Here is a 17893-nt window from a genome sequence, read left to right as displayed (position 1 = left end):
CACGGGTCGCCGCCGGAGGTTTCGGCCTGTGTGGTCGGTGGGGACAAACTGTGGCATGGGCGAGATAAAGGTGGGCACGTCCTCGTGGGCGGACCGGTCGCTGCTCGCTTCGGGCTGGTATCCCCGGGCCGTCAACACCCCGGCCGGCCGGCTGGCGTACTACGCCGAGCGGTTCGGGCTGGTCGAAGTGGACACCACCTACTACGCACTGCCGGCGGTGGAGACGACGGCGGCGTGGGTGGACCGTACGCCACCCGACTTCACGTTCAACGTCAAGGCGTTCAGCCTGTTCACCAGCCACCCGACGGCGTTGTCGGCGCTGCCGAAGGACCTCCGGCCGGCCGGTCGCGAGGACGGCCGGGTACGCCGGGGAGACCTGCCGCCGGGGACGTACGAGCGGTTGTGGGAGAGGTTCCGGGAGATCGTCGAGCCGATCGCCGCCGCCGGCAAACTTGGCGCGCTGCTGTTCCAGTTCCCGCCCTGGATGGGCTACGGCGAGGCGGCGAAGCGGCGGATCCTCGACGCCGCCGAGCGCTGCCGGCCCTGGCGAATCGCGGTCGAGGTGCGCAACGGCTCGTGGTACGACGGCGACAACGCCACGGACACGTTCGGCTTCCTCGCCCGGCACGACATCTCGATCGTCGGCGTCGACATGCCCCAGGGGTACGCCTCGTCGATCCCGCCGGTCCTGCTGGCCACCGCCGAGCCGGCGATGATGCGCTTCCACGGCCACAGCGGCGCCTGGGAGAGCGGGGACAAGCAGGAGAAGTTCCGGTACGCGTACCGGGCGGACGAACTGGCCGACTGGGCGGACCGGCTCCGCGACTTCGCCCGGGAGACCGGGGAACTGCACGTCCTGCTGAACAACTGCTGCGCCGGCCAGGCACAGCGCGACGCGGCCCGGCTGATCGACCTGCTGGGTCCGGAGGTGGGCCCGTCCGCCCGGGGTACGAGGATTCAGCCGACCAGGTCGGCGGGGTCGGTGTTGGCGCCGCAGAGCAGGATGGCGACGCGTTCGCCGCTGGCCGGCCGGTAGGCGCCGGAAGTGAGCGCGGCGGCGGCGGTGGCGGTGCCGTGCTCGACGGCCACCCGGTAGCGGTCCCAGAGCAGCCGCCGCGCGTGCACGATCTGCTCGTCGTCGACCAGCAGACTCTGCACGCCGGTCCGGACCGCCACGTCGTAGGCGATGGTCCCGACCCGACGGGCGCCGAGCGAGTCGGCGGCGATCCCGGACACCTCGACGTCGACCGGCCGGCCGGCGGCCAGGGCGGCGTGCAGGGCCGGAGCGGTCTCCGGCTCGACGCTGACGATCCGGGTGATCCCGTCGAGGGCGGCGGCCACCCCCGCCATCAGCCCGCCTCCGCCGACGGCGACGAGTACGGTGTCCAGCTCACCGATCTGGTCGAGCAGTTCCAGGGCCAGGGTGCCCTGACCAGCGCAGATCTCGGGCTGGTCGTACGCGTGGCAGAACAGCGCCCCGGTCTCGGCAGCCCGTTTGGTCGCCGCCTCGTACGCCTCGGCGTACTCGCTGCCGTGCTGGACCACGGTGGCGCCGAGCTGGCGCAGCTTGGCGATCTTGACCGCGGGGGCGGTGGTCGGCACGTACACCTCGGCCGGCAACCGGAGGGTCTTCGCGGCGTAGGCGACCGCGACGGCGGCGTTACCGCCCGATGCCGCGATCACTCCCTCGGCCGGTAGTTCACCGGTCTCGCGGGCGGCGAGGATCCGGTTGAACATGCCACGTGGCTTGAACGATCCCGAGTGCTGGAGAAACTCCAGCTTCAGCCAGAGTTCGCCGGCCGGGGCGGCGATACCGGGTTCGACCCGGGCGACCGGAGTCGTCCGAACGTGTCCGGTGATCCGGGTCGCCGCGCGCTCGACGTCGGTACGGGTGATCAACTCTCTCCGCCCCCTAAAGTTGGCACGCCGTACGGTAGCCCGGGTGCCACCGGCCGCTCGGTTAATGTGTGCCAGAGCACCCGGTCCGTGCCGGACCCCGAGCCGGAGGTTGCCCGCCATCGATCCCCTCAGCCTGCGACGGCTCGCCGGACGGGTCTGGCTCGCGCCCGGTGACCCGGACCCCGAGAACATTCGGGGCAGTGTCGCCGTCGTCGCCGACGATCGCGGCAGCGTGCTCGTCGACGCGGGACAGAGTCCGGCGCACGCCCGGGAGATCCAGTCGGCGATCCGGGCCGCCGGTCTGCCCCCGGTGCGGTGGCTGGCCTACACCCACCACCACTGGGACCACGTCTGGGGCGCCTGCGCCTGGCCGGACGTGGAGATCATCGGCCATGTCAGCGGTCAGGAGATTCTCCGACAGGAGGCGGCCCGGCCGTGGAGCCACCGTTACCTGCGCGACCAGGTGCGGGCGAATCCGCGACTCGGACCGAGCTTCCGGGCCCGCGCCCTGGCCATGGAGGGCTGGGACGACTTCGTGGTGCTGCCGCCGGGGCGTACCTTCACCGACGAGTTGACGCTGCCGACCGGCGTACGGCTGCGGCATGTCGGCGGTGCGCACGCGCCGGACTCGACGGTCGTGCTCGTGCCGGACTCGGGGGTCGCGTTGCTGGGCGACTGTTTCTACCCGCCGCCGGCCCACCTGCGCGCCCCCGACGACGGCCTGGACCTGGCCATGGTGCGCGGCCTGCTCAGCGACGACTACGAGTGGTACGTCGACAGCCACGGCGAGCCGGCCACCCTGGACCAGGCCCGGCAGTTGGTGTCGAGCTGACGGCGCCGCCCGTCGCCTGGGCAGGTGTACGCTCGATGTGTCGCTTGGGACCCCGGTGGCTGGCAGTCCGCCACTTGCGGGCATCTCCCATCTGACGAGGTCACGATGACCGATCGAATCCCGCGATCAGGCACCCGGTCATCCATCTCGACGATTACTTCCCACCCGGGACACGCCGCTCGGCTGTTGTCCCGCCGCCCGCCACGTCACGTCACGTCGCCGTGATCACTATGGCTGGCCACTCAGGATCGTCAGACCGAACCCCAGGCCGGCGTACGGATCCCTCCGGTTCCGTACCAGGACGCCCGTGTGCCACCGGCATCCGCCCTCAAGACAACAGGATGGTTGACCATGGTCACCGCCACTCGACGCAGCACCGTCGTTCCTCCGAGCGCACCATCCATCCCACGGTTGCGGCTCGCTCCCGTGCGGGCCAGCGGGGCGGTCCTGGACGGCGGGTGGTGGCCACGTTCGTGGGATCCGGCAGATGAACTGCCGGGGCTCGTTATGGCCCTGTCCGAGCGCTACGGGCGGATCCGGAACGTCATAGCCAACAGTGGCGTCTGGGACGATCAGTTCCGGCGGATCGCGGTCGGCTCGGACGTGGTCCGGGTGGGTTGGTTCACCTCGCTGGACACCGCCATGTTGATCGCCACCACGGAGCGTGGTGACCAGATCGATCTGCTTGTCGTGCCACCCGAGACCACGAAGGCGGTGGCGGATAGGGCGATGCGCACCGCGGCCGACCCGGCCAATCTCAAGCGGGCCCGGGACATCCTGCTCGCGACGCCGACACCGGTGCCGGCGTCGACCGGAGCGGGCCGCCACCTGAACGCCGTCCGGGACGACGAGGGAAATGTTCTGGAGAAGGCCTCTTAGGAGGCGGGCGATGGTGGTTCGGGTGGGCGACCACCCAGGAACAGCGCGGGCCCGCCGAGTACGACGCAGACGAGCCCGGGGGTGGTGTTTCCGGTGGGGTGGTTGATCACGGATTCGGCTCCGGCCGCCGCGGCCACCACGCCGGCCACCATGACCCAGCAGACCGCCATCAGCAGGAGCAGGGTCTGGAACGCGCCGGCCCAGGTCAGGTCGGTGGCCAGCTTCTGCGAGGTCAGGGCGAGCGCGCGACGAACACCAGATCCGGCGACCGCCTCTGACGCTGCCACGTACCCGGGAGTCACCGCGACCACCGGGGCGCGCTCCTACTTGGCTGGCTGGTCGGCCAGGTCGGCGGGATCGAGGCCGAGGGTCGCGAGCAGGCCCGAGTTGCGGACGGTGTCGACCCGGTCCGGCAGTGTCTTGGCGACCCAGTCGGCTCGGGCGTGCTGACCCCGGCCGTGCAGCCACTCTACGATCTTAAGTTTGTCGATTTCCATTGCTGTTCTCTCCTCGCGCATGGCCTCGGTTGGGCTGCCGTCGATCATGTCCGGAGTGTGTCCGGACGGCTGCCGGTCGCAGCCAACGGCCCGCCATGGAGCCGATCGTCGGGTGGTGATCTTCGAAGTCCCGTCCCGCCGAGTGGAAGCGGCAGCGGGGGCTACCTCAGACAGTACGCTGTGCCGGGGGCCGACCGGCGGATCGCGCCCCCCGAAGGTGACGGCCGGCTACCCGGCGCCGCGATGCGTACCGCCCGGATGTCCGATCCTGCCCCCCACGGGTCAGCCACGCCCGGACCGGCGTCGTCGGCGGAAACGCCGCCGCAGCAGACGACCCGATACGGCGCCGGCGACCAGCAGCGCGACGAAGCCGGCGGCCAGGACGAGCCAACCGGTCCGGACCGGCCGGACCGGAGCATCCGCCCCGGGCCGGACGACGCCCCGGGCGAGCACGTCGTCGGCGAAGTCGATCGAGTACACCCCGTCGGGCAGACCCAGCAGTTCCCTGGACCCGCCGCCGTCCGTCAGGGCCCGTACCTCGACCCGGCGCAGCGATCCGTAGTAGTTCGGAAAGCCCCACGGGTCGTTGGCCGGGTCGGCCCGGTCCGGATTCCACTCGGAGGACAACTGGGCGGACGGGTGGTAGGCGGCCACGACCGCCTCGCCCGAGGGCCACCACCCGAGCAGCCGCAGGGCGGTCACCCCGGTCACCTCCGGCAGTCGGGACCCCGGACGTTCCGTCCCGGACAGCGGGTCGAGCAGCCGCAGGTGCCACCGACTCTGGAACCGGCCCGATGGCGGACCGTCGGCGCAGCAGGCCGCCCTGGTGACCACCGCGATCGCCGTGCCGTCCGGAGTGAAGGCGCCCTTGCCGGCCAGTTGACTGGCGTGGTCGAGGACGAAATCGCCCACGGTGACGCCGTCCCGGCCCAGTACCGTGACGCGGTCGGCGACCTGGAGGGCCAACCGCGATCCGTCCGGGCTGAACGCCGCCATGTGGCCGGGCACGCCGGGATAGTTGCCGTCCCGGGTCGTGGCGAGGTCGAGCAGACGTCGGTAGTCGCCGGTGGAGAGTTCGAGCAGTCCGATCGCGGCGGCCTCGACGTCCAGCCGGCCGTCCGCCCGGCGCCCGGTCTCCCGGATCACCGCGAGGGTGTCGCCGTCGGGTGACCAGGCCAGCGGCATGAACCGGGTCGAGGCGTCGGTGCCGGGCAGTTCGGACGAGTGCCCGGTCACCAGATCGTGCAGGTTCGACCACTCGGCGAACCGGGTGCCGTCGGGCGACAGCATCCCGTCGCCGCCGAGCCGTACCCGACCGTCGAAGTCGAGAGTCCGGTACGTGTTTCCGGTGGCGCCGACCGCCGCGATCGTCTCCTCCGGCAAGGAGATCGAGGACGGTACCCGGAGAGTCTGGTTGACCAGCAGCGCGGCCGGACCCGCGGGTGCCTGCCCGACGGTCGCCGTCCAGGGCCAGGTCGTGCTGATCTGATCCGGCAACGACGGGCTGTCGCCGTTGCCGGCCGTCGAGAAGCCGTCCGTACCGGAGCCGGTCCGGGCGAGCGCGCCGGGCAGGGCGACGGCGAACAGCAGCAGGACGGCCACCGCGGCGGCGGCCCGGGCCCGTCGTCGCCGCCGGATTCGCTCGCCACCGGCCAGCGCCTGTTCGTAGAGGTCGAACGCCGGGGCGTCGTTGCCCGCCTCGGCGAGGGCCTGCCGGAGCCGTTCCGTCACTTCGCCAATCCCCTCGGGACCGGGCCGGGCCTGCCGGCGAACTCGGGCGCGTCGGTCAACATCTCGGGTGCGTCGGCCCGCAGCCGGTTGAGCGCGTCGTGCTTCGTCCGTTTGACCGTCCCCACCGTGACCTCCAGTACGTCGGCGATCTGCGCCTCGGTCAGGTCCTCGTAGAACCGCAGCACGATCACGGCGCGCTGCCGGGCCGGCAGCCGCGCGAGTGCCCGCAGCACGGTCAGCCGGAGCGTGGTGTCCGGCGTCGGGTCCGGACCCAGCCGCTGTGGGGGCGCGGCGGCGAGGGTCTCCCGCACCCGTCGGCGCCGCCACCCCGAGACGTGCTCGTGGTACAGCACCCGCCGGACGTACGCGTCCGGGTTGCCGTCGCGGACCCGTGGCCAGTGTGCGGCGGTCTTGGCCAGCGCCGCCTGGAGCAGATCCTGGGCCAGGTGGAAGTCTCCGGTCAGCAGGTAGGCGGTGCGGGACAGCGCGCTCGATCGGCTCCCCACGAACTCACGGAACCCCTCATAGCGGTCCACCACACCTCCGTTGTCGGTACCGTCACCAGTTGAAACGCGAGTGGCGGCACAAAGGGTTGAGTCGCGGGTGCTGACGGACAACCAGAGCGGTGCGGCGTTCGCCTTCCGCATCTGACGATGAGCGCGTACCCGATATCGCCGAGACCTGCGCTGACGTGCTCTGCCCCGAAGGGGATCGCGGTCCGGCGCCGCACCCCGGTGACGGCGGCGGCCAGCCCGGTTCGCAGGTGTCGAGCATGCCGCGACCGGCGGTTCGAATCCGACTATTCCGGCGGGGTCCACTGGTAGTGCGTCGAGGTGGTGATCTCGTGGAAGCCGTGCCGGCGCAGGATGGGCGCGCTGGCCGGGGACGCGTCGACGTGCAGCAGCCGGAAGCCGCGGGCGACCGCCTCCCGGGCCCGGGAGGCGAGCATGGCGCGGTAGAGACCCCGTCCCCGCCAGTCCGGCAGCGTCGCGCCGCCGAGCAGCGCGACGAAGTCGGTGCCGGGGTAGTAGACCACGAAGGCGGTGCAGGCGAGCCGGTCACCGGCCTCGGCGACCAGGATGGTGATCTGCCCGGGATCAGCCGACACCCGGGCGGTGAGGTCGGCCGCGACCCAGGAGCAGTCGACTCCCAATACCTCGCTCTGCTGGTCGGCGATGCGGCGCAGGTCCCCGGCTTCGCTGACCCGCCGCAGTACGACGCCGTCCGGCAGGACCGGTTCGGCGGCCACCTCCTCGGCGAGGCCGAGCAGCACCGTCGACGGCTCCTGCGCCACGAAACCGGCCGCGACCAGGCGCTCGGGAAGATCCGCAGGCAGGTCGTGGGCCCGAAGCTTCCACTCGACGCCCTGGCCACGGGCCCGGAAGTAGTCCCGCTGGCGGGCGATCAGGCGGTCGAGTGCGGCGCCGGTGACGCCGACGTCGCGCGGCGCCCGGATTCGTCCCACGTGCCCGCCGACGATCCGGAGGATCGGTCCGTCGTGCTCGTAGGTCATGCCGGTCGGGACGGTGCCGGTCGGCATGCGCATCTGCGCGTCGTAGGCGGCCAGGAGAGCGGTGGTATCGACCATGGCCAGATCGTGCCGGAACCGGCCGGACATGGGCGGCTCGGCGTCTGACAAACGTTTCACGCTGGCCCGCACACCCGGCGAGTCGGGCGGGCCGACAGGCGGCGGCTACGGCCCCGGGCGGAGCGGTTAGCCTGCCGTCATGGCAAGCCCCGAGCTGGATGAGTTGATCGTCGCGGACGCCGACGCGCTGCGCGCGTGGTTGTCGGCCAACCATGCCACGTCGCCCGGCGTCTGGGTCGCCCTGACCAAGAAGGGCGGCACAGTCACCACACTGACCTGGCAGCAGGCGGTCGACGAGGGCCTGTGCTTCGGCTGGATCGACGGGCAGGCCCGTAAACGGGATCAGGAGGCCTCCTGGATCCGGTTCACCCCTCGCAGCCCCCGCAGTTCCTGGTCACAACGCAACGTCTCCCACGTGGCCCGGCTGGAGGAGGAGGGGCGAATGCTGCCCTCAGGCCGCGCCGTGGTGGAAGCCGCGAAGGCGGACGGGCGGTGGGCGGCCGCCTACGCCCCGCCGTCGGAAGCCGAGGTGCCGGCCGACCTCCTCGCCGCCATCGCCGCCAACCCTGCCGCCCAGGCCATGTTCGACGTACTCACCAAAACCAACCGGTTTGCTCTGATCCACCGCGTCAATGCCGTCAAACGGGTGCAGACCCGCGAGCGGAAGATCGGCGAATTCGTCGCCATGCTGGCCCGCCACGAGACGATCTACCCGCAGAAGGCCAAGCCGCCAAACTCGCCGTAACCGACATCTTCATGATCAAGCGCACTCACATCAGCCGCTGACCGGGCGACCCCAGCCTCCGCTCGTACCGATGAGCGTGCCTGTCCAAGCCGGGCAGAGCGACGAGCCGGGACGGTCCATGTCAGTGTGGTGAGGCGGCGGACTACCCCAGCAGGTTTCCGTGCTCGCCAGCCAGCCTGCGGAGCCGGTTGTCAACCTCGGGCCACGGCTGGAGGTTGAATTCGTCGACGATGTGCTGAAGCAGTCCGGCCTCGTCCGGGTCGTCAGCCTCAAGACCGGATTCGAGCCGTACGACGGTGTCTTGACGCCCCCACCCGTAGGCGAGCCGCTCCAGGTGAAAATAGCCGGTGCGGCATCCCAGGGCGAGAAACTCCGGGATGTCCTTGCCGAGCACGTGGTTGGGACTGTCGAAGGCCATGGGGACCGTCATCACCACTGCACCGGCGCCGTCGGTACCCAGCGCGGAGAAGTGAACGCCGTCGCCACCAGTGCCCGCGAACATGACGCTGCCGGCCGGCGTGGCGTCGGAGGAGGCAGTGAAGGGCTCGGCCGGGTCGGCCAGTATCAACCCGATGGGCTCGAAGACGCCAGCGGCACCTTCCGCCGCAGGCGCCAGGCGTTCCGCCAAGCGCCACAGCCGAACCCAGTCCGAGGTCAGGGCTCTCGTCATACGGACATCATGCACAAGTCACACAGGGTTACGGGTGACGGTGCCGAGATCACGATGGCTGCGGAGCCTGCACAGCTGGAATGATCGGGGAATGGTTGGACCTGACGGGGACCTCGGCCATGAGGTGGCGGATCTGTTGCGACGGTCCACGTCGAGCGTCGAGGCAGAACGGCGTGCAGCGATCACGGGTCTGGGAACAATGGCGCGCCGATTCCGGCCGCGCGACGTCGAGCACGATGCGATCGCATCGGCGCTCGTACGGGCAGCGGATGACACCGCCCCCAAGGTGCGAATCAGGGCAGTTCGCGGTCTGGGTGCCCTGTCTTCGTCGCTATCCGTTCCAGTGTTGACCATTTCCATCACGGACGAGGGCTACGCGGTGCGCGAGGCGGCAGTCAGAGCACTCGTCTGTGTCGATTCCGACCGCGCCGTATCGGCACTTGTCGCCGCCGCGGACGACGACCGGGCCGTCGTCCGCTGCTCGGCACTGACTGGACTGCGCGCTATCCGGGTGATTGACGACTCGATTCTGCAGGTTCTGACCCAGTGCTTGGCGGATACGAACTCGTCTGTACAGGGCGCGGCAATGTCCACTCTTCGGGTTGTGGCGACCCGATCGTCGCAGCTGGCCAGGGCGGTGCACGAACTCGCGCGCCATGGCCTCTCCGATACGAGCCCTCGGCGCCGTGAGATCTCCATCGAGTTGCTTCGCCAGCTTGGAGTGCCGGGTCACCATGAGCGTTGCATCGCGGCATTGAATGATCCGGACCCCGTCGTCCGGCAACGAGCGGAGCGCAGCCTGGCACGCTGATCTTCAGCATCTGATCGCGTACGCACATCTGTAGCCGCTGATCGGCGGTGCCCAGCCGGTGTAGCGCCTCGGCGGCCAGGCCCTCGCGGCCGCGCCGGCTTCGACCTACTCGGTGCCGGACAAGGCTTCCACCTCGTCGGGCATCGACTCGCGCAGTCCGACGCAGTCATGCTCCCAGAAGATGTTCGAGTACACGAAGGTCCCGGTCATCCAGGGTTCGTAGGCCGACAACTTCACGACCTGGAAAGCCGGGTCGGGGATGCGCAACGAGGGCTTACGGAAGTCATGCTCGACAGCAGCGCTGAACCCCAGGCGGGCGTAGTAGCGCGGATCGCCCTCCAGGAACACCAGTGGAACGCCACGCTCGTCGAGTTGCTTCAGACCGGCGCGGACAAGCGCGGAGCCTATACCGCGGCGTTGCCACTGCGGCGCGACCGCGAGCGGACTCAGCGACTGAACCGCCACCAGTTGCCGTGGCGCGTCGAGCAGCGCCCGGCTGAACATGACGTGCCCCACGACCCCGTCTGCCTCATCGGACACCAGCGAAAGTGTGGTGGGATCTTCACGTCGAAGGCCGTTCACCAGCTTGACCACCGTGCCGCCGTGATCGGCACCGAAGGCGGTTCGATGGACGGCGCCTACCGCGTCATAGTCACGCGCCTGTTCGATACGAAGGGGCATGGCGGGCAAGGTAACGGCTCGGACCGCAGGTGCCAAACGATTAACTGCTCACCGCACACGCCGATCTTCCGCGACCGGCTTCAGGGGTGCGCTACCGGGATTCTTCGGGCATCTTTGAACACAATGAGTCTCTGGCGAGATGACGAAGGAGATGCTGATCATGGCTATGCCACCCGTTGTCGATCACGCGACCTGGCGCAAGGAGCTGGACGAATTGCGCGCCCGCGAGAAGGCGGCCACTCGGGAACTCGACGCGATCGCCGCCCAGCGACGGCGGCTCCCGATGGTGCGGATGCCCGAATACACCCTGGTCGGAGCCGAGGGACCGGTCCGGCTCGTCGACATCTTCGACGGCAGGTCGCAGTTGATCGTCTATAACCACATGTGGGACCCGGACGCCGAGTGGCAGTGCGGCGGCTGCACCAGTCTCACCTCGTCGTTCATCCGGCTGGGCTTCCTCGACAACTACGACGCCCGATTCGTGATCGTCACCCAGGGCCCGATCGAGGCGGCCCTCGCCTACGCCGAGCGCGTCGGCAACAGGATGACGTGGTACTCCACTGCCGACAGCCCGTTCGGAGCCGACGTCGACACACCACCCGGCGGCGAGTTCGGGCTGAACGTCTTCCTGCGCGACGGCGAGACCGTGTACCGCACCTGGCACACGACCGGTCGTGGGGTCGAACAGCTCACGTACACGTTCGCCCTGGTCGATGTGCTGCCCTACGGGCGACAGGAGGAGTGGCAGGACTCCCCGGAAGGCTGGCCGCAGTCACCGGCCTACAGCGGTTGGCTCGACTCGCCCGACGTCGCCCGGTTGTACGGTCCCGCGACCTGACCGGGGGCCGTACTCCGGTGACGGGGCCGGGACGACCACCTGGCGTGGTCGGCCCGGCCCCGGTCCGCACCCCTCCCGGTCGGAGCATTCACTCCCGGCTGCCGCCCTGCGGCGCGCTGCCCGGCCCCACCGCCGTGGGTTCCCGGCCGGGAACGGCCGGGTCGATCTCGCGGCGTGGCGTACGCAGCGCGAGGTAGAGGAAGGGCAGCAGCAGGAGCAGGTCGGCCACGTGTGCGATGGACGCCTCACGGGTGATCCGGCTCAGCGGGAACGCGATCGCGCCCAGGCAGAGCAGTACGCCGACCGGCAGCGGCGCCACCCGCAGTCTGGCCAGTGCCAGCCCCAGCGCGAACAGTACGAGCGGGAAGAGCGGCCCGCCGATCCAGTAGAGCGTCCAGGCGGCGAACGGATAGGCGTTCAGCAGTTCGATGGTCGTGGCGTGCGAGGCGTCGAAGAGTCCTTCATGGATGCTCTGTACGCCGAATGCCACGCCGCCGACGGTCGCGAAGACCGTCGCCGGCAGCGCCACCGCCACGTAGCGGGGCGCGATGTTCCGTAGCCGGTCGTAGAGGCCGATCAGGCCGACGAGCCAGCACGCGCAGGAGAGCGCGACGAGCGTACCGGCGGTGACTCCCTGCCGGTCGGACTCCCAGAAGAAGCCGGCGATCAGGTTCAGCGCCGGACCCAAGATAAGAAACATGGACCGAACGCTATGTACGGCGCGGGCCCGCCGGATCCGCCTCCGGTGGACGCCGGCCTACCGCGGTCGTCGTATCCCGGCCAGCCCGCCACGGTAGGCGAACACCACCAACTGGGCCCGGTCCCGCGCGCCGAGCTTGGTCATCGCCCGGTTGGTGTGGGTCTTCGCGGTGGCCGTGCTCATCCCCAGCCGGGCGCCCACCTCCGCGTTCGAGAGCCCGTCCGCGACCAGGGTCACCACCTCGCGTTCCCTGGCGGTGAGCGCGTGCAGGCCCGGCACCTCCGGGCCGCTGGCGTAGGCCGCGATGAGCCGGCGGGTCACCTCCGGGGCCAGCAGCGCGTCGCCGGCCGCCACCACCCGGACCGCCCGGCGCAACTCGTCCGGCTCCAGGTTCTTCAGCAGGAAGCCGCTCGCGCCGGCGTGCAGGGCCGCGTAGACGTACTCGTCCAGTTCGAACGTGGTGAGCACGACGACCCGGACGCCGGGCAGCCGGTCGTCGGCGAGTATCCGCCGGGTCGCGGTCAGCCCGTCGGTGCCGGGCATCCGGATGTCCATCAGTACGACGTCCGGCCGGTGCGCCCGGGTCAGCGCGATCGCCTCGTCCCCGTCGGCGGCCTCGGCGACGACCTCGATGTCCGGTGCCCGCTCCAGCAGTACCCGGAAACCGGCCCGGACCAGTGTCTGGTCGTCCGCCACCAGTACCCGGACGCTCATCCCGGCAGCCACCCCCGGACCTGGAAGCCGCCGTCGTCGGCCGGGCCGGCCAGCAGCCAGCCGCCCAGCCCGGTGGCGCGTTCCGTCATGCCGCGCAGGCCGTTGCCCGGCGGATCGCCAACGTCGTCTCGGCCGACGCCCGGCGGATCGGCGCCGCTCCGGTGGTGTCCCAGCGGATCGGCGGCGCCCCGGCCGTCGTCCCGGACGATCAGGCAGAGCCCGTCGGGGCGGTAGCCCAGGCGTACCTCGATCCGCTGCGCGTCGGCATGCCGTACCGCGTTGGCCACCGCCTCCTGCACTATGCGGTAGGCGGTGGCCTCCACCACCCGGGGCAGCGGGCGCGGCTCGCCGTCGTGCCGGATCACCGCGCCGGTCGCGGCGACCAGCGCCGGCAGCCGGTCGAGGCCGGGTGCCGGCGGTTCCGGTCCGGGAGCGCGGGTGCCGTCCCGGAGTACGCCGACCGCCGCCCGCAGTTCCGCCAACGCCTCCCGGCTCGCCTGCCGGACCGTCTCCAGCGCCGCCCTGGCCTGCCCCGGATCGTCGTCCAGCACCTCGGCGGCCACCCCGGCCTGCACGCCAACCACGGCGAGGGTGTGCGCGGTGACGTCGTGCAGTTCCCGGGCGATCCGGATCCGTTCCTCGACCACCCGACGTTCGGCGGTACTGTCCCGCTCGGCGGCCAGCAGCGCCAGCCGGAGCCGCCGACCCCGGACCGTCTCGCCGAGCAGCAGCGCCGCGCCGAACACCACCGTCGAGCTGTCCAGCGTCGCGTCCAGCGGTCCGGCACCGGTCACCATGATCCGGCCCTGGAGGTCCAGCACGATGAACAGGCCGGCCACCCCCAGACCGAGCCGACGACGTGCGGCCACCGCCACCGAGTACAGCGCGACCCAGACCGGCACCGCCGGTGCGCCACCGGGATACCGGGACACGTGGTAGAGCAGGAACAGTCCACCCACCACGGCGAGCACCCCGGCCGGCCACCGTCGCCGGACGAGCAGGGCCGCCGCCATCGCCAACCCGAGGCCGTACGCCCACAGGTCCGGCGCCCGGTCGCCCGGCTGCACCGCGACCACCGCGATCCGGTACGCCGTCAGCGCGCCGACGACCGCCACGATCCCGGTGTCCACCGCCCACCGCCTCATCCGGCAACTGTACGGAGCAGCGCATCCGGCCACGTACCACGAACGTGGTAGCCACCGGCCGGAACGCGCTTGACCCTCGACCGTGTCGAGACCCGAGCATCGTCGGTGCAGAGGCCGAACCCCGAGGGAGTGCAGGATGGAACAGGACGTCGACAGGACCATGGCGAGCATCGTCGAGGCCGTCGAGTGGGGCAGGGCCGGCCGGACCGGGGCGGCCCGGGATCGGCTCACGGCGCTGTGGGCGGAGATCGGCCCGGCCGGCGACCCGCTCCACCGGTGCAGCCTGGCCCACTATCTCGCCGACCTTCAGGACGACCCCGCCGACGAACTCCGCTGGGACCTGCGGGCACTCGAAGCCGCGGACAGCCTGACCGACGAGCGCGCACAGCGGCACCACGCCAGTTTGGCGGTCGCGGCGTTCCGCCCGTCGCTCCAGCTCAACCTCGCCGACGACTACCGCAAGCTCGGCCGGCCGGACCAGGCCCGGAAACATCTCGCCCTTGCCCGGGAGAACCTTCATCTGCTCGGCGACGACGCGTACGGCCAGATGATCAGGGACGGGATCGCGCGTCTCGACGCAACGCTGGCAGGGGATCCGACCCCGGTCGCCGAGGACGTCCTGCCGGGCCCGCGCTGACCAGCACCGGAAATCTCCGGGTACGACGAAAGGGCCAGCCCCTGGATGGGGCTGGCCCTTCGTTGTCGTGTCCTGCTGGTGGCGTGTCGTGCTTACCGGTTATGCGGAGTAGCCACGTTCGGCGGCCCAGTTGGCGAGCGTGATGGTGCTCATCCAGTACTCGCTCTGGTTCGGGTTGGCCGGGTCGGCGATCTTGACCTTGCGGCCGTGGTCGTCGTACCCGACGACGGTCAGGTAGTGCCCACCCTCGTACGAGTGCGCCGTACCGGCCTCGTCCACTGCCGTGCCCCTGATGTTCATCACCACCGCACGCTTGGCGTCGATCGCGTGGACCACGTCGACCTGGAGCCGGTCCATCTGCTCCGGCTTGGCGGTCTCGTCCGGGATCGCCACGGTCCGGTAGTCCTTACCACCGGTGCTGTTCAGCACCCGGGTGGTGTCCTCGGCCGAGTTCGTACCGGCCTCGGTCGTACCCAGCCGCTTGGCCACGTCGTCCTGCGCCGGGGTGTGCCCCTGGGTCGACAGCGCGATCCGGGTCGCGGCCGGCGCACAGTAGTAGCCGTTCTCCTGCGCCTTGTACTGGTAGTCCAGAACCTTCGACGGCTGACCCTTGTCGACATCCCGGACACTGACCGCCGCGGCGGTCGGCGTCATCGCCGCCTGCGGGGCCGTCATGCTCAACGCCGGTCCGGCGAACGCACCGCCGACGACGGCGAGTCCCGCGATACCGAGCGCGGTCTTACGAATCGGGGTTTCGGTGATGGCCGGTAGCCACCGCTTGACTGTAGTCATGATGGTTGCCTTCCATTCCGGGGGTAAGACGACCGTGATCTCGGGCGACGCGCGGGGGGTGCGCGGCACCGTCAACGGCTCGTCAGAAAGGAAAAACAGCAACAGCGGAAGAATTCGCGCTGCGCGCCCGAGCGAAACAGCACTACTGTGCGTGCTCCAGGCGTACGGGGGATGTAACCGTGGGCGGTGGCCCGGGATTCCCGGGGGCCGGCCACCCGACCACTTGATCATGGTCGGAACCGGATCCGGGGGACCGGACCGGCCCCGACCGGACAGTCAACCCATCCCCGTGACCTGCCCGGGGGCGGCGCTGCTGTGGTCGTCGCAGGGTATAACCGCGGCCGCCCGCCGGGTGTTCCGCGAACCGGCCCCCGGGCCGAGTTGATCATCGCTAGATCCGGACACCGGTCCCGAACGACGCACCGGCACCGGTGCCGGCGCACGTCCATCCGGACATTCGACCTCGAACCACGCATCGGGGCCGGAGGCGGCGCGCGGGGTCGGGTCAGCGATTGGTGCGTAGTTGGTCAGACGTCGCGGCCGGGCAGCCTCCGCGCAGCGCGCCAACCGGCCTGTCCGAACCAACCGGTGACCTGCGAGACTTCCTGGTGCGCTCGGCCCGCTGCGCCGCCGCGACCGGCCGCCGGTCGTCGCACCGCCGCCGGAAACTTCGTCGTTCCGCATAGCGGGTGAGCCCGGTCATCGGGCTGGATGGCCGTGACATGCTACGACCGATCGGGATCGAGATCTTGAGGAGGCAGCGTGAGCCAGGAAGTGCGCGGGGTCATCGCCCGGGGCAAGGGTGCACCGGTCGAGGTGGCCACCATCGTCGTACCGGACCCGGGCCCGGGTGAGGCCGTGGTGCGGGTGCAGGCCTGCGGCGTCTGCCACACCGACCTGCACTACCGCGAGGGTGGTATCAACGACGACTTTCCGTTCCTGCTCGGGCACGAGGCCGCCGGAATCGTGGAGCAGGTCGGCGCCGGGGTGACCGACGTCGAGCCGGGCGACTTCGTGGTACTCAACTGGCGGGCCGTCTGCGGGAACTGTCGGGCCTGTCGACGCGGCAAGCCGTGGTACTGCTTCGCCACCCACAACGCGGCGCAGAAGATGACGCTGACCGACGGCACCGAACTCTCCCCGGCGCTCGGCATCGGCGCGTTCGTGGAGAAGACGCTCGTACACGCCGGGCAGTGCACCAAGGTGGACCCGGCGGCCCGACCGGCCGCCGTCGGTCTGCTGGGCTGCGGTGTGATGGCCGGGCTCGGCGCGGCGGTGAACACCGGCGGGGTCACCCGGGGCGACTCGGTGGCGGTCATCGGCTGCGGCGGCGTCGGTGACGGCGCGGTGGCCGGCGCGGCGCTGGCCGGGGCGACGACGATCATCGCGGTCGACACCGACCCCCGCAAACTGGAGTGGGCCAAGGGCTTCGGCGCGACGCACACCGTGAACGCCCGGGAGACCGACCCGGTCGAGGCGATCCGGGAGCTGACCGGCGGCCATGGCGCGGACGTGGTGATCGAGGCGGTCGGCCGGCCGGAGACCTGGCAGCAGGCCTTCTACGCCCGCGACCTCGCCGGCACCGTCGTCCTGGTCGGGGTGCCCACCCCGGAGATGAAGATGCCCGACCTGCCGCTGCTGGACGTCTTCGGCCGGGGCGGTGCCCTCAAGTCGAGCTGGTACGGCGACTGCCTGCCGAGCCGGGACTTCCCGATGCTGACCTCGCTCTACCTCCAGGGCCGGCTGGACCTGGACGCCTTCGTCAGCGAGGAGATTGGGCTCGACCAGGTGGAGGACGCGTTCGGCAAGATGCATCACGGCGACGTGCTGCGGTCGGTGGTGATCTTCTGATGGCGGCCCGGATCGACCACACGGTCACCTCCGGCACCTTCTCGCTCGACGGCCAGACCTTCGACGTGGAGAACAACGTCTGGGTGGTCGGCGACGACGACGAGTGCGTGGTCATCGACGCCCCGCACGACGTGGACGCCATCGTCTCGGCGATCGGTGGCCGACGGGTGCTGGCCATCCTGGCGACGCACGCGCACGACGACCACGTACGGGTGGCGCCGGCCCTGGCCGACGTGACCGGTGCGGAGGTGCTGCTGCACCCCGCCGACCGGGTGCTCTGGGACATGGTGCACCCGGACGTGCCGCCGGGTGCGGAACTGCGGGACGGGCAGACGATCGAGGTGGCCGGCACCGCGCTGCGGGTACTGCACACCCCCGGGCACAGCCCCGGCGCCTGCTCGTTCCACGCTCCCGAACTCGGCGCGGTATTCACCGGTGACACCCTGTTCCAGGGTGGGCCGGGCGCCACCGGCCGCTCGTACAGCGACTTCGGCACCATCGTCGACTCGATCCGGCAGCGCCTGCTGAGCCTGCCGGCCGAGACGGCGGTGCACACCGGGCACGGCGCGAGCACCACCATCGCCGACGAGGCACCACACCTGGACGAGTGGCTGACCCGAGGCCACTGACCCCGGGACGCCGCCGCACCGGAACCGTGGCGCGCGTCGGCACGCCCGGTCGGACCTTCTCCGGCCCGACCGGGCGTGATCGTCCTGCCGGCTGCCGTCCCGCCGTCCGCCGTCCGCCGTCCGTCGTCCGCCGTCCGCCGTCCGCCGTCCGTCGTCCGTCGTCCGCCGTCCGTCGCCCGTCGCCCGTCACCCGTCGCCTGACAATTGTCACGGTCAGGTCGTGACGGGCGGGCCGGCCGGATGGGGCCGGCGTT

Annotated in this window: 21 protein-coding genes; 9 read left to right on the top strand and 12 right to left on the bottom strand. The window is 70.9% G+C overall.

Translation table 11 applies throughout. The features are described 5' to 3' along the window. Positions 1-55: 55 nt before the first annotated feature. Positions 56-1036, top strand: coding sequence for a DUF72 domain-containing protein (locus H4W31_RS41520; protein WP_192771590.1), 981 nt, complete (start codon positions 56-58; stop codon positions 1034-1036). On the opposite strand, the gene H4W31_RS41515 is transcribed toward H4W31_RS41520, so the two are convergent. Beyond that, complete coding sequence (locus H4W31_RS41515) at positions 958-1899, bottom strand: threonine/serine dehydratase (protein ID WP_192771589.1); 942 nt, start codon at positions 1897-1899, stop codon at positions 958-960. The two genes, H4W31_RS41520 and H4W31_RS41515, sit on opposite strands and share 79 nt — an antisense overlap. Before the next feature lie 109 nt (positions 1900-2008). On the opposite strand from H4W31_RS41515, the gene H4W31_RS41510 reads away from it, so the two are divergent. Next, positions 2009-2731 carry an MBL fold metallo-hydrolase gene (locus H4W31_RS41510; protein WP_225945946.1) on the top strand — a complete coding sequence of 241 codons (723 nt, stop codon included), beginning with the start codon at positions 2009-2011 and terminating at the stop codon, positions 2729-2731. 351 nt (positions 2732-3082) lie between these two features. After that, complete coding sequence (locus H4W31_RS41505; protein WP_225945945.1) at positions 3083-3610, top strand: DUF5994 family protein; 528 nt, start codon at positions 3083-3085, stop codon at positions 3608-3610. Here H4W31_RS41505 and H4W31_RS41500 read toward each other — a convergent pair. From H4W31_RS41500 to H4W31_RS41480, 5 genes are all read right to left on the bottom strand, one after another. Continuing rightward, positions 3607-3921, bottom strand: coding sequence for a hypothetical protein (locus H4W31_RS41500; RefSeq protein WP_192771586.1), 315 nt, complete (start codon positions 3919-3921; stop codon positions 3607-3609). The genes H4W31_RS41505 and H4W31_RS41500 overlap by 4 nt on opposite strands. 12 nt (positions 3922-3933) lie before the next feature. Continuing rightward, on the bottom strand, positions 3934-4155 hold the full coding sequence (locus H4W31_RS41495) for a hypothetical protein (RefSeq protein ID WP_192772837.1): 222 nt from the start codon (positions 4153-4155) through the stop codon (positions 3934-3936). Between the two features lie 234 nt (positions 4156-4389). Then, complete coding sequence (locus H4W31_RS41490; RefSeq protein WP_192771585.1) at positions 4390-5838, bottom strand: TolB family protein; 1449 nt, start codon at positions 5836-5838, stop codon at positions 4390-4392. Beyond that, positions 5835-6374, bottom strand: coding sequence for a SigE family RNA polymerase sigma factor (locus tag H4W31_RS41485; protein WP_318783684.1), 540 nt, complete (start codon positions 6372-6374; stop codon positions 5835-5837). Before H4W31_RS41485 ends, H4W31_RS41490 begins: the two co-directional genes overlap by 4 nt. A gap of 263 nt (positions 6375-6637) precedes the next feature. Further along, positions 6638-7426, bottom strand: coding sequence for a GNAT family N-acetyltransferase (locus tag H4W31_RS41480; RefSeq protein WP_192771583.1), 789 nt, complete (start codon positions 7424-7426; stop codon positions 6638-6640). A 139-nt stretch (positions 7427-7565) separates the two neighbouring features. On the opposite strand from H4W31_RS41480, the gene H4W31_RS41475 reads away from it, so the two are divergent. After that, on the top strand, positions 7566-8171 hold the full coding sequence (locus H4W31_RS41475; protein WP_192771582.1) for a YdeI/OmpD-associated family protein: 606 nt from the start codon (positions 7566-7568) through the stop codon (positions 8169-8171). A gap of 142 nt (positions 8172-8313) precedes the next feature. On the opposite strand, the gene H4W31_RS41470 is transcribed toward H4W31_RS41475, so the two are convergent. Further along, positions 8314-8841 (bottom strand): hypothetical protein, encoded by a 528-nt coding sequence (locus H4W31_RS41470; RefSeq protein ID WP_192771581.1) that lies wholly within the window; start codon positions 8839-8841, stop codon positions 8314-8316. A 91-nt stretch (positions 8842-8932) separates the two neighbouring features. Here H4W31_RS41470 and H4W31_RS41465 point away from each other — a divergent pair, with 91 nt between their 5' ends. Beyond that, a complete protein-coding gene (locus H4W31_RS41465) occupies positions 8933-9652 on the top strand; it encodes a HEAT repeat domain-containing protein (protein ID WP_192771580.1) in 720 nt (239 codons plus the stop codon). A 105-nt stretch (positions 9653-9757) separates the two neighbouring features. On the opposite strand, the gene H4W31_RS41460 is transcribed toward H4W31_RS41465, so the two are convergent. After that, positions 9758-10333 (bottom strand): GNAT family N-acetyltransferase, encoded by a 576-nt coding sequence (locus H4W31_RS41460; protein ID WP_192771579.1) that lies wholly within the window; start codon positions 10331-10333, stop codon positions 9758-9760. 139 nt (positions 10334-10472) lie between these two features. Between H4W31_RS41460 and H4W31_RS41455 the strand changes: the two genes are divergently transcribed. Continuing rightward, a complete protein-coding gene (locus H4W31_RS41455; protein ID WP_225945944.1) occupies positions 10473-11171 on the top strand; it encodes a DUF899 domain-containing protein in 699 nt (232 codons plus the stop codon). An 88-nt stretch (positions 11172-11259) separates the two neighbouring features. Here the strand turns inward: H4W31_RS41455 and H4W31_RS41450 are convergent, their stop codons facing one another. From H4W31_RS41450 to H4W31_RS41440, 3 genes are read right to left on the bottom strand one after another with little or no spacing between them, the layout of a single operon-like run. Further along, entirely contained in the window at positions 11260-11871 is a 612-nt protein-coding gene (locus H4W31_RS41450; RefSeq protein ID WP_192771578.1) for a hypothetical protein, read from the bottom strand. A gap of 57 nt (positions 11872-11928) precedes the next feature. Continuing rightward, positions 11929-12585, bottom strand: coding sequence for a response regulator transcription factor (locus H4W31_RS41445; RefSeq protein ID WP_192771577.1), 657 nt, complete (start codon positions 12583-12585; stop codon positions 11929-11931). After that, positions 12582-13730, bottom strand: a complete 1149-nt coding sequence (locus H4W31_RS41440) for a sensor histidine kinase (protein ID WP_192771576.1) — start codon at positions 13728-13730, stop codon at positions 12582-12584. The genes H4W31_RS41445 and H4W31_RS41440 overlap by 4 nt, the downstream gene beginning before the upstream one ends. 136 nt (positions 13731-13866) lie before the next feature. On the opposite strand from H4W31_RS41440, the gene H4W31_RS41435 reads away from it, so the two are divergent. Next, entirely contained in the window at positions 13867-14367 is a 501-nt protein-coding gene (locus H4W31_RS41435; RefSeq protein ID WP_192771575.1) for a hypothetical protein, read from the top strand. 99 nt (positions 14368-14466) lie between these two features. Here H4W31_RS41435 and H4W31_RS41430 read toward each other — a convergent pair whose 3' ends face one another. Next, the gene (locus tag H4W31_RS41430) at positions 14467-15159 is read right to left on the bottom strand and encodes a C39 family peptidase (protein WP_192765934.1); all 693 of its coding nucleotides are present in this window, start codon (positions 15157-15159) and stop codon (positions 14467-14469) included. A 762-nt stretch (positions 15160-15921) separates the two neighbouring features. Between H4W31_RS41430 and H4W31_RS41425 the strand changes: the two genes are divergently transcribed. Beyond that, a complete protein-coding gene (locus H4W31_RS41425) occupies positions 15922-17010 on the top strand; it encodes an S-(hydroxymethyl)mycothiol dehydrogenase (RefSeq protein WP_192771574.1) in 1089 nt (362 codons plus the stop codon). Beyond that, the gene (locus tag H4W31_RS41420) at positions 17010-17639 is read left to right on the top strand and encodes an MBL fold metallo-hydrolase (protein WP_192771573.1); all 630 of its coding nucleotides are present in this window, start codon (positions 17010-17012) and stop codon (positions 17637-17639) included. The genes H4W31_RS41425 and H4W31_RS41420 overlap by 1 nt, the downstream gene beginning before the upstream one ends. The last annotated feature ends 254 nt before the right edge of the window (positions 17640-17893 follow it).

The organism is Plantactinospora soyae (assembly GCF_014874095.1).
Lineage (GTDB): Bacteria > Actinomycetota > Actinomycetes > Mycobacteriales > Micromonosporaceae > Plantactinospora > Plantactinospora soyae.
Note: the sequence above shows the minus strand (reverse complement) of the source record. Positions and strands in the feature narration are given on the sequence as shown.

Bases quoted from the DNA above. Each gene is read 5' to 3' on its own strand.
- H4W31_RS41495 (WP_192772837.1), bottom strand. From the start codon at position 4,155: ATGATCGACGGCAGCCCAACCGAGGCCATGCGCGAGGAGAGAACAGCA.
- H4W31_RS41475 (WP_192771582.1), top strand. From the start codon at position 7,566: ATGGCAAGCCCCGAGCTGGATGAGTTGATCGTCGCGGACGCCGACGCG.
- H4W31_RS41435 (WP_192771575.1), top strand. From the start codon at position 13,867: ATGGAACAGGACGTCGACAGGACCATGGCGAGCATCGTCGAGGCCGTC.
- H4W31_RS41455 (WP_225945944.1), top strand. From the start codon at position 10,473: ATGACGAAGGAGATGCTGATCATGGCTATGCCACCCGTTGTCGATCAC.
- H4W31_RS41450 (WP_192771578.1), bottom strand. From the start codon at position 11,871: ATGTTTCTTATCTTGGGTCCGGCGCTGAACCTGATCGCCGGCTTCTTC.
- H4W31_RS41430 (WP_192765934.1), bottom strand. From the start codon at position 15,159: ATGACTACAGTCAAGCGGTGGCTACCGGCCATCACCGAAACCCCGATT.
- H4W31_RS41445 (WP_192771577.1), bottom strand. From the start codon at position 12,585: ATGAGCGTCCGGGTACTGGTGGCGGACGACCAGACACTGGTCCGGGCC.
- H4W31_RS41420 (WP_192771573.1), top strand. From the start codon at position 17,010: ATGGCGGCCCGGATCGACCACACGGTCACCTCCGGCACCTTCTCGCTC.
- H4W31_RS41480 (WP_192771583.1), bottom strand. From the start codon at position 7,426: ATGGTCGATACCACCGCTCTCCTGGCCGCCTACGACGCGCAGATGCGC.
- H4W31_RS41465 (WP_192771580.1), top strand. From the start codon at position 8,933: ATGGTTGGACCTGACGGGGACCTCGGCCATGAGGTGGCGGATCTGTTG.
- H4W31_RS41470 (WP_192771581.1), bottom strand. From the start codon at position 8,841: ATGACGAGAGCCCTGACCTCGGACTGGGTTCGGCTGTGGCGCTTGGCG.
- H4W31_RS41440 (WP_192771576.1), bottom strand. From the start codon at position 13,730: ATGAGGCGGTGGGCGGTGGACACCGGGATCGTGGCGGTCGTCGGCGCG.
- H4W31_RS41505 (WP_225945945.1), top strand. From the start codon at position 3,083: ATGGTCACCGCCACTCGACGCAGCACCGTCGTTCCTCCGAGCGCACCA.
- H4W31_RS41520 (WP_192771590.1), top strand. From the start codon at position 56: ATGGGCGAGATAAAGGTGGGCACGTCCTCGTGGGCGGACCGGTCGCTG.
- H4W31_RS41460 (WP_192771579.1), bottom strand. From the start codon at position 10,333: ATGCCCCTTCGTATCGAACAGGCGCGTGACTATGACGCGGTAGGCGCC.